This is a genomic window from Klebsiella sp. K4 (genome assembly GCF_014596785.2).
Taxonomy (GTDB): domain Bacteria; phylum Pseudomonadota; class Gammaproteobacteria; order Enterobacterales; family Enterobacteriaceae; genus Klebsiella; species Klebsiella pneumoniae.
On the sequence record NZ_CP115021.1, the window covers coordinates 4,658,257 to 4,672,929 of the forward strand.

General features: G+C 60.3%; 14 protein-coding genes. 11 read left to right on the plus strand and 3 right to left on the minus strand.

The window, feature by feature from the left end; genetic code table 11:
* Positions 1-45: 45 nt before the first annotated feature.
* Genes IB144_RS23000 through IB144_RS23040 form a run of 9 tightly spaced genes read left to right on the plus strand, consistent with a single transcriptional unit; the run spans position 46 to position 6,900 of the window.
* Positions 46-480 (plus strand): nuclear transport factor 2 family protein, encoded by a 435-nt coding sequence (locus IB144_RS23000; RefSeq protein ID WP_002887256.1) that lies wholly within the window; start codon positions 46-48, stop codon positions 478-480.
* Positions 477-1,196: an SDR family NAD(P)-dependent oxidoreductase gene (locus tag IB144_RS23005; RefSeq protein WP_004152218.1), complete on the plus strand. Its 720-nt coding sequence runs from the start codon at positions 477-479 to the stop codon at positions 1,194-1,196. Before IB144_RS23000 ends, IB144_RS23005 begins: the two co-directional genes overlap by 4 nt.
* Positions 1,193-2,452 (plus strand): FAD-dependent oxidoreductase, encoded by a 1,260-nt coding sequence (locus tag IB144_RS23010; protein WP_065888904.1) that lies wholly within the window; start codon positions 1,193-1,195, stop codon positions 2,450-2,452. The genes IB144_RS23005 and IB144_RS23010 overlap by 4 nt, the downstream gene beginning before the upstream one ends.
* 1 nt (position 2,453) lies before the next feature.
* Positions 2,454-3,176 carry a DUF1365 domain-containing protein gene (locus IB144_RS23015; protein WP_004888758.1) on the plus strand — a complete coding sequence of 241 codons (723 nt, stop codon included), beginning with the start codon at positions 2,454-2,456 and terminating at the stop codon, positions 3,174-3,176.
* The gene (locus IB144_RS23020) at positions 3,173-4,393 is read left to right on the plus strand and encodes a cyclopropane-fatty-acyl-phospholipid synthase family protein (protein ID WP_021462630.1); all 1,221 of its coding nucleotides are present in this window, start codon (positions 3,173-3,175) and stop codon (positions 4,391-4,393) included. Before IB144_RS23015 ends, IB144_RS23020 begins: the two co-directional genes overlap by 4 nt.
* Positions 4,390-4,875 carry a DUF2878 domain-containing protein gene (locus IB144_RS23025; protein WP_064279179.1) on the plus strand — a complete coding sequence of 162 codons (486 nt, stop codon included), beginning with the start codon at positions 4,390-4,392 and terminating at the stop codon, positions 4,873-4,875. Before IB144_RS23020 ends, IB144_RS23025 begins: the two co-directional genes overlap by 4 nt.
* A complete protein-coding gene (locus IB144_RS23030; protein WP_004178438.1) occupies positions 4,872-5,396 on the plus strand; it encodes a hypothetical protein in 525 nt (174 codons plus the stop codon). Before IB144_RS23025 ends, IB144_RS23030 begins: the two co-directional genes overlap by 4 nt.
* Positions 5,393-5,944 carry a DUF3833 domain-containing protein gene (locus IB144_RS23035; RefSeq protein WP_004177586.1) on the plus strand — a complete coding sequence of 184 codons (552 nt, stop codon included), beginning with the start codon at positions 5,393-5,395 and terminating at the stop codon, positions 5,942-5,944. Before IB144_RS23030 ends, IB144_RS23035 begins: the two co-directional genes overlap by 4 nt.
* The gene (locus tag IB144_RS23040) at positions 5,941-6,900 is read left to right on the plus strand and encodes a DUF523 and DUF1722 domain-containing protein (RefSeq protein WP_065888903.1); all 960 of its coding nucleotides are present in this window, start codon (positions 5,941-5,943) and stop codon (positions 6,898-6,900) included. Before IB144_RS23035 ends, IB144_RS23040 begins: the two co-directional genes overlap by 4 nt.
* Positions 6,901-7,315: 415 nt before the next feature.
* On the opposite strand, the gene IB144_RS23045 is transcribed toward IB144_RS23040, so the two are convergent.
* Both IB144_RS23045 and xylA read right to left on the minus strand, forming a co-directional pair.
* Positions 7,316-8,698, minus strand: a complete 1,383-nt coding sequence (locus IB144_RS23045; RefSeq protein WP_060175542.1) for a carbohydrate porin — start codon at positions 8,696-8,698, stop codon at positions 7,316-7,318.
* A gap of 269 nt (positions 8,699-8,967) precedes the next feature.
* Positions 8,968-10,287 (minus strand): xylose isomerase, encoded by a 1,320-nt coding sequence (xylA, locus tag IB144_RS23050; RefSeq protein WP_032426717.1) that lies wholly within the window; start codon positions 10,285-10,287, stop codon positions 8,968-8,970.
* Positions 10,288-10,713: 426 nt separating this feature from the next.
* On the opposite strand from xylA, the gene IB144_RS23055 reads away from it, so the two are divergent.
* Together IB144_RS23055 and IB144_RS23060 are read left to right on the plus strand one after the other, a co-directional pair.
* A complete protein-coding gene (locus IB144_RS23055) occupies positions 10,714-12,153 on the plus strand; it encodes an MFS transporter (protein ID WP_072157864.1) in 1,440 nt (479 codons plus the stop codon).
* Positions 12,154-12,211: 58 nt separating this feature from the next.
* Positions 12,212-13,891, plus strand: coding sequence for a glycoside hydrolase family 43 protein (locus tag IB144_RS23060; protein WP_009309833.1), 1,680 nt, complete (start codon positions 12,212-12,214; stop codon positions 13,889-13,891).
* An 82-nt stretch (positions 13,892-13,973) separates the two neighbouring features.
* On the opposite strand, the gene IB144_RS23065 is transcribed toward IB144_RS23060, so the two are convergent.
* Positions 13,974-14,612 (minus strand): HNH endonuclease, encoded by a 639-nt coding sequence (locus IB144_RS23065; RefSeq protein WP_065888761.1) that lies wholly within the window; start codon positions 14,610-14,612, stop codon positions 13,974-13,976.
* Between the last annotated feature and the right edge of the window lie 61 nt (positions 14,613-14,673).

Sequence of the window (14,673 nt, forward strand, 5' to 3'; positions counted from 1 at the left end):
TTTAAGTATGCCATTACGCTACCGTATCTAGCCAGGATGTGATCCATGAGCACCTCGCCGTCCGTGATTCGTCGTTTCGTTGAGTACTACGCCGGGCTGGATGCACAGCCGCCCGCGGCGCTGGCCACGCTGTACCATCCGGACGCGACGCTGAGCGATCCTTTTGGTCAGCATCAGGGGCTGTTCGCCATTCAGCGCTACTTTACCCATCTGCTGGCCAACGTGGAGCAGTGCCGGTTCACCATCGACACGCCGCTTTGCGACGGCCAGCGGTTCGCCGTGACCTGGACCATGCACTGGTCGCATCCGCGCATTGCCGGTGGAGAAACCCTGGCCCTGCCGGGCTGCTCGGTGGTGGACATCGCCGGGGAGCAGGTTCTCCATCAGCGCGACTACTACGACGCCGGGGAGATGATCTACGAGCATCTTCCCCTGCTGGGCTGGGCGGTACGCGGCGTGAAGCGGAGGGTGCGCTCATGATGACGGTGCTCATCACCGGCGCCAGCTCCGGGATCGGCGCCGGTCTGGCGAAATCCTTCGCGGCGGATGGCCATCTGGTCATCGCCTGCGGGCGCGATGCGTCGCGCCTGGCAGCGCTCCAGCAGCTCAGCCCCAACATCAGCGTACGCCTGTTCGATATGACAGACAGGGACGCCTGTCGCCAGGCGCTGACAGGCTGTTTTGCCGACCTGATCATTCTCTGCGCCGGGACCTGCGAATACCTCGACCACGGACAGGTGGATGCCGCCCTCGTGGAGCGGGTGATGGCCACCAACTTCCTCGGGCCGGTGAACTGCCTGGCGGCGCTGCAGACGCAGCTGGAGGCTGGCGATCGGGTGGTGCTGGTCAGCTCCATGGCGCACTGGCTGCCCTTCCCGCGCGCGGAAGCCTATGGCGCCTCCAAGGCGGCGCTGACCTGGTTTGCCAATAGCCTGCGTCTGGACTGGGAGCCGAAAGGGGTCGCCGTCACGGTGGTCTCTCCGGGCTTCGTCGACACCCCGCTGACGCGCAAAAACGACTTCGCCATGCCCGGCCGGGTGAGCGTGGATCGGGCGGTGGCGGCGATCCGCCACGGTCTGGCGAAGGGCAAAAACCACATCGCCTTCCCCACCGGTTTCAGCCTGGCTCTGCGGCTGCTGGCCAGTCTGCCATCGGGTATCCAGCGCCTGCTGTTGCGCAGGATGGTGCGCTCATGAACATCGCCATCATCGGCAGCGGCATCGCCGGGCTGACCTGCGCCTGGCGACTGGCCGGACACCATGAGGTAACGCTGTTCGAAGCGGGCGCCACGCCGGGCGGCCACACCGCCACCGTGGATGTCGCCACGCCGCAGGGCACCTGGGCCATTGATACCGGATTTATCGTCTACAACGATCGCACCTATCCGCGCTTTATGGGCCTGCTCAGCGAGCTGGGGATCGGCGGGCAAAAAACGCAGATGAGCTTCTCGGTCCACAACCCGGCCAGCGGCCTGGAATACAACGGCCACAGCCTGACCTCGCTTTTCGCCCAGCGGCGCAATCTGCTGAAGCCGGCCTTCTGGGGACTGCTGAGCGAGATCGTCCGCTTCAACCGCCTGGCGAAACTGGCGCTGACCGAGACGCTGGATCCAGGCGCGACGCTGGAGAGCTTCCTCACCCGCCACCGCTTCAGCCCCTTCTTCGCCCGCCACTATATTCTGCCGATGGGGGCGGCCATCTGGTCGTCGTCGCTGCAGGAGATGCGCCGCTTCCCGCTGCCGCTGTTTTTGCGCTTCTTTGAAAACCACGGTCTGCTGGATATTCGCGATCGTCCGCAATGGTACGTGGTGCCCGGCGGTTCCCGGGAATACGTTCGCGCCCTGCTCGCCAGGCTCGGCGATCGCCTGGACCTGCGGCTCAACGCGCCGGTGCAGCAGGTGGACCGCCACCCGGCGGGGGTCACCCTGCGGCTGGCGTCCGGGGAGGCGCATTTTGACCAGGTGATCTTCGCCTGCCACTCCGCGCAGGCCCTGGCGATGCTGGCGGCGCCCACCGATTCCGAACGAGAAGTCCTCGGGGACATCGGCTGGCAGCGTAACGAGGTGGTGCTGCACAGCGATCCGCGCTGGCTGCCGGAGCGCCAGCGCACCTGGGCCAGCTGGAACTATCGCCTGAGCGACGGGGATCGGGCCCGGGCCTGCGTCACCTACAACATGAATATTCTCCAGGGGCTGCCCGCGGGCGCGCCGCTGTTCTGCGTCACCCTGAACCCGGACGCGCCGGTGGACGATCGCTACGTCTGGCAGCGCTTCGTCTATGAGCATCCGTTGTTTAACCCGCAAAGCTGGTCGGCCCAGCTGCGGCGCGAAGAGATTAACGGCCAGCAGCGGAGCTGGTACTGCGGGGCCTACTGGTACAACGGCTTTCATGAGGATGGGGTGCGCAGCGCGCTCGACGTGGTGCAGGGCATCGCCGCGGCGGAGGGCCACTGAAATGAACAGCTGCCTCTATCAGGGCGTCCTGCGCCACCGTCGCCTGCAGCCGAAGGCGCACCACTTCGTCTACCGCCTGTTTATGGCCTGGCTTGACCTCGACGAACTGGACAGGCTGCCTGAGGCGGGCATCCGCCGCAACCGCCTGGCCGCCGCCGCCTGGTACGACGCCGATTATCCGCTGGGCGCGCCGCTGAAGGCTCAGGCGCTGAACCGGCTGGAGAGCCTGACCGGCTGCCGCCCGGCGGGCCGCGTGATGCTCCTGACCCAGCTGCGCTACTTCGGCTTCCATTTTAATCCGGTCAACTTTTATTACTGCTATGACGAGGCCGACACCCTGCGCTGGGTGCTGGCCGAAGTGCGCAACACGCCGTGGAATGAGCGTCATTACTACGCGGTGGACGGCCAGCAGGCGCGCCCGCTGGAGAAAGCCTTTCACGTTTCGCCGTTTAACCCGATGGACATGGTCTATCACTGGCGCTTCAACGCGCCGGGCAAAACGCTGCACATGCACATTGAAAACCATCAGGCCAGCAAGGTGTTCGACGCCACGCTGGCCCTGAGCCGCGTGCCGTTAACCCGCGCCAACCTGCGCGGGCTGCTGCTGCGTCTGCCGATGATGACCCTGAAAACCGTCCTCGCCATCTACTGGCAGGCGCTGCGGCTGTGGCTGAAGCGCGTGCCGCTGTACAACCATCCTGTCAGCAGGAGTGAACGCTCATGACCGATCCCGTCTTTGCGCTTGAACCCGATGTGCCGCGCAACGTGCGGCTCGCGCGCTGGCTGCTTTTTCGTCTGTTGAGCGGCCTCCGCGAAGGCTCGCTCACCGTGCGCGAAGGGGCGCAGACTTTTCATTTTGGCGACCCCGCCGCCGCGCTGCGCGCTGAGGCGCGGGTCTGCACGCCGGAGGTGTACTGGCGTTTGCTGACCGGCGGCAGTCTCGCGGCGGCCGAGGCCTGGATGGACGGCGACTGGGAGAGCCACCAGCTGACGGCGCTGTTGCAGATCCTCGCGCGCAACGGCGAGGTGCTGGGGCGTCTGGAGCGCGGCTTTCGTCTGCTGGGCAAGCCCGTCGCCCGCCTGCGCCACTGGACCCGCCGCAACACCCGCGCCCAGGCGCGGGAGAACATCGCCGCCCATTACGACCTCGGCAACGAATTTTATGCCTACTTTCTGGATGACGACCTGCTCTACTCCAGCGCGCTGTTTACCGACGACCAGCAGGATCTGACCCAGGCCCAGCGGGCCAAGATGGCGCGCCTGTGCGACCAGCTGGCGCTCACTCCCGGCGATCATCTGCTTGAGATTGGCACCGGCTGGGGGGCGCTGGCCGAGTACGCCGCCCGCCATTACGGCTGCCGGGTCACCACCACCACCCTTTCCCGGGAGCAGCACCGCTGGGCTACCGAGCGCATGGCCCGCGCCGGGCTGCAGGATCGCGTCGAAGTGCTGCTCTGCGACTACCGCGATCTGCGCGGCGAGTACGACAAACTGGTGTCGGTGGAGATGATTGAGGCGGTGGGCCAGCGCTACCTCCCGGCCTTCTTCCGCACCTGTCAGGCGCGCCTGCGCCCGGGCGGCAGAATGGCCCTGCAGGCGATCACCATCCAGGATCAGCGCTATCGCGACTACAGCAAAAGCGTCGATTTTATCCAGCGCTACATCTTCCCCGGCGGCTTTTTGCCCAGCATCACGGCAATGAGCGAGCTGATGACCCGCCACACCGATTTTGTGGTGCGCAACCTGTTCGACATGGGCCCGGACTATGCCCGCACGCTGGCGCACTGGCGGCAGCGTTTTACCCACGCCTGGCAGGATATTGAAAAGCTCGGCTTCGATGAGCGCTTCCGCCGGATGTGGCTCTACTACTTCGGCTATTGCGAAGCCGGATTTAACGCCCGCACCATCAGCGTGGTGCAGCTCACCGCGGAGCGGGTATGACACGCCCGGCGCAGCACTTGCTGATGGCCCTCGCGTTCGATGTTTACTGGACGCTGGTGGTGATGTTGCGCGAGCGCGGCCTGCTGATCTGGCTGACGCTGGCCATCTTCGCCTGGCTGCGGTTGCCGGCGACCAGTCGTCCGCCCGCCCTGCTGCTGGCCGCGGCGGGCTGCGGGCTGGACGCCTGCTGGGCGCTGGCGGGGCTGATTGATTTTCGCGGCGACAGCCTGCTGCCCCTGTGGATGGTGGCCCTGTGGCTGATGTTCGCCGTCGTCTGGACCCGACTGACCCGCACCGCGACGCTTCCCGGCTGGGTGCTGGCCACGGCCGCCACCGTCGGCGGCCCGGTGGCCTACCTGATCGGCGCTCGCCTCGGAGCCATGACCCTGCTGGTGCCGACGGCGCTTGCCGTGGCCGCCATGGCCTGCGGCTGGCTGGTACTCATGCTGTTATTCCATCTGGGGATGGGGAGGCAAAAATGAGATTCGCCCTGTTACTGCTATGGCTGACCGTCCTCGCCCCGGCGGCCCACGCCGCCGACTGGCTGGCGTGGCGCCGCGTCGGCGAGGCGACCCTCACCTGGGGGCCGTTCACCGTCTATCACTCACAGCTGCGCACGCCCAATGGTCGGTATGACGGCCCGCAGCAGGATCGGGCGCTGATCATCACCTACCAGCGCGACATCGATCGCGAGGCGCTGGTGGACGCCACCCGCGACCAGTGGCAGGCACAGGGCATTCTGCAACAGGAACCGCGTAGCGAAGCCTGGCTGCGCATGCTGCAGGGGATCTGGCCGGACGTCGCGCCGGGCAGCCAGCTGGCGTTCGTGGTCCGCGGCGGCGAGGGGCAGTTCTGGTACCGCGCCAGCGCCGCACAGACCGCCTTTACCCCGCTCGGCCCGCGCCAGTCGGCGGCGTTCAGCACCCGCTTTCTCGCCATCTGGCTCGATCCGCGCACCACTTATCCCGAACTGCGTCAGCAGTTGATCGGAGGTACACCATGAAACGCATTCTGACCCTTGGCCTGGCGCTGCTGATGCTGATCCTCGCCGGCTGCAGCACCGAGGTCACGGAGTACCGGCAGCAGCAGCCCGCCCTCGACATCTTTCACTATTTTCAAGGGCGAACCGAGGCGTGGGGGATGGTGCAGGATCGCAGCGGCAAGCAGCTGCGCCGCTTCCATGTTGAGATCGATGGCGACGTCGTCGGCGACACCCTGACCCTCCATGAGCGCTTTGTCTATGACGACGGCGAGAAGCAGCAGCGGGTATGGCGCATTCGCCGCACCGGCGATAACCGTTATCAGGGCACCGCCGGCGATATCGAAGGCGTGGCCAGCGGCCAGGCGGCAGGCAATGCCTTTCACTGGCGCTACAGCATGAACGTCGAGGCCAGCGGCAGCCGGTGGCTGCTGCACTTTGACGACTGGATGTTCCTGCAGGACGGCAGCCATTTATTTAACAAAACCGAGATGAAGAAATTCGGCATTACGGTCGCCACCGTGACCCTTTTCTTTACCCGAACCACAGCAGAAGAGAGGACAGCGCCATGAACACGCAACCTGTCATTGGGATCAGCGGATGTTTAACCGGCTCAGCCGTGCGATTCGACGGCGGGCATAAGCGTATGGGCTTTGTGATGGATGAGCTCGCGCAGTGGGTGGCGTTTAAACCCGTCTGCCCGGAGATGGCGATCGGCCTGCCCGTTCCCCGCCCGGCGCTCCGCCTGGTGCAGACCCCGGTCGGGGAGATCCGCATGCGCTTCAGCCACGCCCCGCATGAGGATGTGACGGAGAAGATGGCTGATTTCGCCAGCGCCCACCTGGCAACCCTGGGTGAGCTGTCGGGCTTTATCGTCTGCGCCAAATCGCCGAGCTGCGGGATGGAGCGCGTGCGGCTGTATGATGAAAAAGGCAATCGCGGGCGTAAGGAAGGCGTGGGGCTGTTTACCGGCGCCCTGATGGCGCGCTACCCGTGGCTGCCGGTGGAAGAGGATGGCCGGCTGCACGATCCGCTGCTGCGGGAGAATTTTGTCGAGCGCGTTTTCGCCCTGCATGAACTCAACGCCCTGCGCACCCGCGGCCTGACCCGTCACGGCCTGCTGGCCTTTCACAGCCGCTACAAGCTGCAGCTGCTGGCTCACCACCAGGCGGGCTACCGGGAGATCGGCCCGTTCGTCGCTTCGCTGCATGAATGGGAGGATCTGGAGGCGTTCTTCGAGGTTTACCGCGAGAAGCTGATGGCGATCCTCAAGCAGCCCGCCTCGCGGAAAAACCACACCAACGTGCTGATGCATATTCAGGGTTATTTCCGCGACCAGCTGAACAGCCGCCAGCGCGGCGAGCTGCGGGAGGTGATCCTCAACTATCGCGCCGGGCTGCTGCCGATCCTCGCCCCGCTGACGCTGCTTAAGCACTATCTGGCCGAGTATCCGGATCGCTACCTGCAGGCGCAGAACTATTTTGACCCCTACCCGCAGGATCTGGCCCTGCGCCTGACGGTGAACTGAGGGAGTTGGCCTGAACCAGCTGCCCGGCGGCGCTGCGCTTGCCGGGCCTACGGGGGGGTGTGAGCCTGCGGGAAGGAACGTAGGCCGGATAAGGCATTTATGCCGCCATCCGGCACTATCGCAGGTATGGAGCCTGACCGCCCGGCGGCGCTGCGCTTGCCGGTCCTGGGGGGGAGCCCGCAGGAAGGAACGTAGGCCGGATAAGGCATGTATGCCGCCATCCGGCACTACCGCAGGTATGGAGCCTGACCGCCCGGCGGCGCTGCGCTTGCCGGTCCTGGGGGGGGAGCCCGCAGGAAGGAACGTAGGCCGGATAAGGCATTTATGCCGCCATCCGGCATAAATGGAGCGCATCAGTTGTAGCCCGGCTAAGCGTAGCGCCAGCCGGGAACGCTCCTTCGACAACGCTATCGCATCAGAACCACGCCTCAAACATTCCGCCGACGTTCAGCGAATCCAGCTGCTGGTCCTGGGTGCCGTTTACCTTCGCGGTGTGCTCGTTATCCACCTGGCCGCCGGTCACGTAGAAGCGCAGCATCGGACGGAACTCCGGCCCCATGCCGATGGCGATGTTCTGCGACAGCGTCAGCTTCCAGCCGTGGTTATCCCCGCCCTGGTCGTAATCCACGCGCTGGTAGCCCGCTTCCAGCCAGGTGGAGTGCACGTCGTTCCAGAAGTACATCGGCCGGACGATGGCGCCGTAGTTTTTGCGGTTGTCGGTATTATCTTTGCCGTTGTCGTAGTCGTGGAAGGCCAGCAGATATTCCACCTGCGCCTGCTGGGTGAACTTATGGCTGCCCTCGAAGCTGGCGTAGACCGTGGTCAGGTCGTCGGTCTTGTTGTAGACGCTGTTATCCGAGTTGTCGGAATAGCGCAGGATCACCTTGTTCACCCCGCTGTCGTTGGTGTGGCTCAGCACCAGGCCGCCCTGCCAGGCTTCGAGACGCGCGTCGCTGTCCACCGCCTTTGAGTCAAAGCCGTAGTTGGCGTACACCTCGACGTCGATCGGCCCGGCCTTGATGTTGTGGGTTTTGGTGGTCAGCGCGTAGTGGCCGTTGTCGCCGGTGTCGGAGCTGCCGGTACAGGTGATGCGCGACGGGTTGGTCTCGTCGGCCATCACTTCCGGGCTGCAGGATTTCACCTGCGACACCGCCGCCACGTCGAACTGCACGCCGCCGATATCAAAGTTCTTTACCCCGGCGCCCTGGCCGTCGTGGTTCATCCAGAAGTAGTCGTTGATCCCCTGTTGCGGACGCTGGTGGAAGTCGCGGCCGGCCCAGATATAGGCGTTGGGGTTGGATTCCAGCACGTTGGTGACCCCGACGTAGGCCTTCTTCAGGTTAACTTCGTCGCTCCAGTGGTCGAACATCACGTTAAGATCCCAGATAGCCCCCTGCGCGCTTTTGAAGGCCTTGCTGATCTGGAATTCGCCGCCGTTGCTTTCGTTGCCCAGACGGCCGATCGCCGAGGCGCCGTTATAGGAGCCGTCGACGCCGACATATTTCTGGTCGCCGGTCTGGAAGTGGGCGCCATAGCGGGCATAGCCGCTGAACTTGAGGCCGAACGGAATGGCCATATCCGGCGAGGCGGCGGTGGTCTGCGGGTTGGTGATCACGTCGACCTTTTTGTCGGCCGCGGCGTCGATTTTCGCCTGGCGGTCGGCCAGCGCTTTATCAACGGCTTTGGCGACGATGGCGTCGATCTGTTCCTGAGTAAATTCTTGCGCCATTACAGAGGTAAGCGGAAAAAACGTGGCGATAACCGCCATGGTTAATGGAAGTTTTTTTATCATTGTCATGAGTTTCTCAATATAGGTTAATTTTATTCAGACAATAACCAGCCTATTCTGAGCTGACAGAATATGTCGCTATCATCAGAACAAGTTATTTTTTATTTTGTACGGTCACAGAGGCGTTACACAATTATCGTTACCCTTCCTCCTTCGCAGATATTAAACAGGTGGTCTTTCGCCACTGAAAAAAAACACAGCACGAACCAATAAACGCTATTTCCCAGCAGCGGATAGACGGCGCAATACATGCCCCCGCAGGGGCATGTCAGCAAAAATTAACCAAAGATATAGGTATTGACGAGATTTTCGAGTAATTCCTGACGCCCGCTCTGAGGCTGCGGATTCAGATTATGCTGCTCAGCGTATCGGGCAATATTATCCAGCGACATCTGCCCGCTCATAATTTTCTGCCCCAGCTCGCCCTGCCAGCCGGCATAGCGTTTTGTCAGACCCTGATCGAGCTTGCCATCTTCAATCATGCGCGCGGCCAGCTTGAGGGACAGCGCCATCACGTCCATGGCGCCAATATGGCCATAGAACATGTCGTATTTGTCGGTGCTCTGCCGGCGAACTTTGGCGTCAAAGTTCAGGCCGCCGGTGGTAAATCCCCCGGCTTTGAGGATCTCATACATCACCAGGGTATTTTCTTCCACGCTGTTCGGGAACTGATCGGTATCCCAGCCGAGCTGCGCATCGCCGCGGTTGGCATCAACGGAGCCGAAAATGCCCAGCGCGATGGCACTGGCGATTTCATGGTGGAAAGAGTGCCCCGCCAGAGTGGCGTGGTTGGCTTCAATGTTCACCTTGATCTCATTTTCCAGACCAAACTGTTTCAGAAAACCATACACCGTTGCGACATCGTAATCGTACTGATGCTTAGTGGGCTCCTGCGGTTTCGGCTCGATAAGCAGCGTGCCGCCAAAGCCAATCTTATGCTTGTGCTCCACCACCATCTGCAGGAAGCGGCCAATCTGCTCACGCTCCTGGCGCAGATCGGTATTCAGCAGCGACTCGTAACCTTCGCGGCCGCCCCACAGAACATAGTTTTCGCCGCCGAGCTGGTGGGTGGCATTCATGGCGGTCACTACCTGCGTGGCCGCCCAGGCAAATACCTCCGGATCGGGGTTGGTCGCCGCCCCGGCGCCGTAGCGCGGGTGGGTAAAGCAGTTGGCGGTGCCCCACAGCAGTTTCACGCCGGTTTGCTGCTGTTTCTCCGCCAGCACCTCGGTCATGATGGCGAAATTATGCAAATACTCTTTCAGCGACGCGCCTTCTGGCGAGACGTCGACATCGTGGAAGCAGTAATACGGCACGTTGAGCTTGTAGAAAAATTCAAACGCCACGTCCGCTTTGCGTTTGGCCATTTCCAGCGCATCGCCCGCGGCCTGCCAGGGACGCTCAAACGAGCCGGCGCCAAACATATCCGCGCCATTCCAGCAGAAATTATGCCAGTAACAGGCGGCAAAACGCAGATGATCTGCCATGCGTTTTCCCAGCACGATTTCATCCGGATTATAGTGGCGAAACGCCAGCGGATTATCGGTTTTGGGTCCGGCAAAGCGAACGCGATCAACCTGGTCGAAATAGGTTTGCATGATGAACTCCGAAATTGAGAAACAGGAAAATTAACAACTGTGACACATCGTGTATTCTCATCGTCGGTTGCTCAATTACGTTATTTCACTCGGCGATTGAGAAAATGCTCAAATGTGAGCCATCTCGCAAATAAAACTATTTTAAATACCTCGCTTCGCGCGCGTATAGAGTACACTTCCTGGGGAATCCAGGTATCCACACCAAATTAAAATGCCGGTTTTGTCGCAATGCCTGCCTGCCCAAAAATTAGCGGCGGATAACGGTTCAACGCAGGCGATACAGGCCTTTGCTTCGAGGATCACAGAAGTAAAAAAACATAATTACGTAATTTAAAAACGTAATAGATTCTTCCAAGTCAACTGTGTCAGAAAGTGTTTCACCTACACAAAACAAACCGGAGTCTGCTTAGAATGAGTAAAAACATAATGCACAGTCGGCATGATGAATATCATAAATTAACCCGTGGAGAACGAATTGGTTATGGCATGGGCGACTTTGCGCAAAACCTTGTTTTCGGCACAATTGGGGGTTTTCTGGCTTTGCATATGCTGACGGTAAATACCATCAGCACAGCAACGGCAGGCTTTATTTTTCTTTTTGTCCGTATCATTAATGTGTTTTGGGATCCGATGGTCGGAACCTATGTGGATAAGCGAACCTCGAAAGCAGGGAAATATCGCCCCTGGCTGTTACGAGCCGGCGTGCCGCTAGTGATCCTGTCGGCATTACTGTTCGCGCCCATCCCTGGGGTGAAAGGTTCGGTGGCTTTCGCCTTTATTATTTATCTGGCGCTGGACCTGGTTTATTCCTTAGTCAATATTCCCTATGGCTCGCTGAATGCCTCGCTGACCCGCGACCCGGAATCGATCGATAAGCTGACCAGTACCCGCATGATGCTGGCCAACAGCGCCAACCTGCTGGTCTATACCCTGTTCCCGATGTTTGTGCAGATGGCGGCGCCGAAAGATCGCAGCCTGAAAGACACCGGCTTTTTTGGCCTTGAGCTGAATCTCGGCAACTATACCGATCCGTCGGCGAACTACGCCTGGTTTGGCGTGTACGCCATCTATATGATCATCGGCGCGGTGGCCCTGTTTATCTGCTACAAATGCACCAAAGAACGCGTTGTCGCGACCGCCGAGCAGACCGCCAACGTCAAAACTACCGACCTTTTCCACGAGCTCAGACATAACCGTCCGCTGGTTATTCTCGGCATGTTCTTTATGCTGGCCTTTACCTTCATGTTCTTCATGAACACCGTTAACGGCTTCTTCAACCAGTTCGTCGTCGGCCACTCCGAATGGATGGGCGCCGTGGGCCTCGTCGCGTCTATTCCCGGCATCGCCTTCCCGGTGTTCTGGCCGAAACTGAAAAAAATCTTTGGTAAAAAAGGCTTCTTCCATCTGTTCCTCGCCATGTTCATCGTCGGCGAACTGCTGACCTACGCCTGGTCCCGCGAAGGGATGCACGACGCCCTGTGGCTGGCCTACATCGCCACCTTTATTAAACAGTGGGGCTTAACCTCCGCCACCGGCTTTATGTGGGCGCTGGTACCGGAAGTTATCGCGTACGGCGAATTAAAATCGGGCAAACGCAATGCCGCCATTATCAATGCCATTATGGGACTCTTCTTCAAGATCGGCTTCACCATCGGCGGCGCTATCCCGCTGTGGCTGCTGGCGGTGTATGGATTTAATGAAAGCGGCGCCGTGCAGAGCGCCAGCGCCATCGACGGGATCATTATGACCGCGGTGTGGATCCCAATCGCGCTGGCCGCTATTTCGATGGTGATCATGCAGGTTTATCCGATCTCCGATAAACATGTTACCGACATCAACCGTCAGCTGGATGAGATCCGCGTGTAGTTAAAAAAATTATAAATCAGACCGATCCTTAACTTTCCATTTTAAAAGGTGTAATGAAATGTCACTTATTCAAAACCCGATATTACGCGGCTTTAATGCCGACCCCAGTATTATTCGCGTCGAGGATACGTACTATATTGCCAACTCGACGTTTGAGTGGTTCCCGGGCGTGCGTTTACATGAGTCGAAAGACCTGAAAAACTGGAACCTGCTGCCTTCGCCGCTCTCCACCACCACCCTGCTGGACATGAAGGGCAACCCCTCCTCCGGCGGCATTTGGGCGCCGGCGCTTTCCTGGGCCGATGGGCAATTCTGGTTGGTGTATACCGATGTGAAGGTCACCGAAGGCGCCTTCAAAGACATGACCAACTATCTGACCACCGCGAAGGATATTCGGGGCCCGTGGAGCGACCCGATCAAGCTGAACGGCGTCGGGTTTGACGCCTCGCTGTTCCATGACGACGATGGCCGGAAATATATCGTCCAGCAAACCTGGGATCACCGGGAGTATCATCACCCCTTCGATGGCATTACCTTAACGGAGCTGGATACCAAAACGCTGAAGTTAATGCCGGAAACCGCGCGCACCATCTACCGCGGCACCGCCGTGGCGCTGGTCGAGGGGCCGCACCTCTATAAACTGAACGGCTACTACTATCTGTTTGCCGCCCAGGGCGGCACCGTGTTTACCCACCAGGAGGTGGTGGCGCGGTCGAAAACCCTCGAGGCCGACAGCTTCGAAACCGAGCCGGGCGACGTGTTCTTAACCAACGTCGATACCCCAGACAGCTACATCCAGAAACAGGGCCATGGCGCGCTGGTCTCCACCCCGGAAGGCGAATGGTATTACGCCTCGCTCTGCGCCCGGCCATGGAATCGCCCGGGGGAATCCATCTACGACCCGCGCGGCTGGTCAACCCTCGGCCGGGAAACCGCGATCCAGAAAGTATACTGGGACGACGAAGGCTGGCCGCGTATTGAAGGCGGTCACGGCGGGAAAACCTTCGTCGAAGGGCCAAAAGACGCCATCTTCACCGAAAGCGCCAGCGATAATAGCCAGCAGGATGACTTTACCTCCCCAGCGCTCGACCCGAACTGGAATACCCTGCGGGTGCCGTTTACGGCCAAAATGGGCACCACCGGCGACGGCAAATTAACCTTAATCGGCCAGGGTTCGTTAGCCAATACGCATGACCTGTCGCTGATTGCCCGCCGCTGGCAGGCCTTCTATTTTGACGCCGCGGTGAAGGTGAAATTCGAACCCTTCAGCTACCAGCAGATGGCCGGATTAACAAACTACTATAACGACCGCCACTGGAGCTTCGTCTTCCTGACCTGGAATGAAATTAACGGCAAGGTCATCGAAGTCGGCGAAAATAACCGCGGAAAATACACGTCGTACCTGAAAGATAACGCCATCAAGGTGCCGGACGGCGTGGAATACGTCTGGTTCCGGACCAAGGTCCGCAAGCAGACCTACAGCTATGAATACAGCTTCGATGGCGTGTCGTTCACCGAGATCCCGGTCCTGCTGGATGCCGCGGTACTGTCCGATGACTATGTGTTGCAGAGCTACGGCGGGTTCTTTACCGGGGCGTTCGTCGGCCTGGCGGCAGTAGACTACGCCGGGTACGGCACCCAGGCTGAGTTTTATCAGTTCGAGTATCAGGAGCTGGGCGATAGGTTAGCGGCCGATGGCAGTTACAGCTGGGAGGCTGGCGAGACGCGGGATAAGTAAGAGAGGGCGGGCCCACGCTACCGGTGAGGTAGCGTGGGTTTTGTGCTGTGTGTGATGTAATTAAAGCGAGCGCTGTAGGATGTCAGTCTGCGGGGCGCAGCCGGGCCTTCAGCTCTTCGGGAGTAAACGGCGGATCTCGCCGGTGCAGCATTGCATGGCAATTGGGACATACCGGGATCAGATCGGTTTCAGGGTTCAGACGGTAGTCCTGCTTGATCCCGGCCAGCGGAATGAGATGGTGGATATGGATAAAACCCTGGCCGATTTCGCCATAGCGGCTGGCCATATCCAGACCGCATACCTGACACCGGCAGCCATGCAGGCGAAGCGCCGCCTGACGAGCCTGACGGTCGCGCTCATAGCGATTGACCACCACCTGCATCGCCGCCCCTTCCACGAACTCCATAGTCGTCTGTCCCTCATCGGGGAAAAGCGCAACCTCGTCATCGCCAGCGCCCTGCAACGCGATCGTAAATCCTTGATCCAGTAACAGACGCACGCATTTGGATTTAATCCCTCCGCTGAAATCCGCCGGGGTAAATTCCGTGCCTGTCGCAAGCGTGGCCGCTAACCCGACGATGGCTTTTGAAGGATACCGACGCCCCTCAAACTCGATCTCATACAGACGCGCGCTTTTAAACTGATGCGCAACGCCTGCATCGTAAGCGCGAATGGCGGCGATGATGCATTCCCTGGATAAATGGTCCGGTAGTTTTTTCATAAGACATAGCTATCTGATGGCGCGAAGCTTGAGTATAAATAGAAAGCTATGGGCTTTTCGA

Excerpts from the sequence above, each read along its gene's own strand:
- IB144_RS23065 (WP_065888761.1), bottom strand. The coding sequence starts at position 14,612 with ATGAAAAAACTACCGGACCATTTATCCAGGGAATGCATCATCGCCGCC.
- IB144_RS23000 (WP_002887256.1), top strand. The coding sequence starts at position 46 with ATGAGCACCTCGCCGTCCGTGATTCGTCGTTTCGTTGAGTACTACGCC.
- IB144_RS23025 (WP_064279179.1), top strand. The coding sequence starts at position 4,390 with ATGACACGCCCGGCGCAGCACTTGCTGATGGCCCTCGCGTTCGATGTT.
- IB144_RS23040 (WP_065888903.1), top strand. The coding sequence starts at position 5,941 with ATGAACACGCAACCTGTCATTGGGATCAGCGGATGTTTAACCGGCTCA.
- IB144_RS23055 (WP_072157864.1), top strand. The coding sequence starts at position 10,714 with ATGCACAGTCGGCATGATGAATATCATAAATTAACCCGTGGAGAACGA.
- IB144_RS23005 (WP_004152218.1), top strand. The coding sequence starts at position 477 with ATGATGACGGTGCTCATCACCGGCGCCAGCTCCGGGATCGGCGCCGGT.
- IB144_RS23035 (WP_004177586.1), top strand. The coding sequence starts at position 5,393 with ATGAAACGCATTCTGACCCTTGGCCTGGCGCTGCTGATGCTGATCCTC.
- xylA (WP_032426717.1), bottom strand. The coding sequence starts at position 10,287 with ATGCAAACCTATTTCGACCAGGTTGATCGCGTTCGCTTTGCCGGACCC.
- IB144_RS23020 (WP_021462630.1), top strand. The coding sequence starts at position 3,173 with ATGACCGATCCCGTCTTTGCGCTTGAACCCGATGTGCCGCGCAACGTG.
- IB144_RS23045 (WP_060175542.1), bottom strand. The coding sequence starts at position 8,698 with ATGACAATGATAAAAAAACTTCCATTAACCATGGCGGTTATCGCCACG.
- IB144_RS23030 (WP_004178438.1), top strand. The coding sequence starts at position 4,872 with ATGAGATTCGCCCTGTTACTGCTATGGCTGACCGTCCTCGCCCCGGCG.
- IB144_RS23015 (WP_004888758.1), top strand. The coding sequence starts at position 2,454 with ATGAACAGCTGCCTCTATCAGGGCGTCCTGCGCCACCGTCGCCTGCAG.
- IB144_RS23060 (WP_009309833.1), top strand. The coding sequence starts at position 12,212 with ATGTCACTTATTCAAAACCCGATATTACGCGGCTTTAATGCCGACCCC.
- IB144_RS23010 (WP_065888904.1), top strand. The coding sequence starts at position 1,193 with ATGAACATCGCCATCATCGGCAGCGGCATCGCCGGGCTGACCTGCGCC.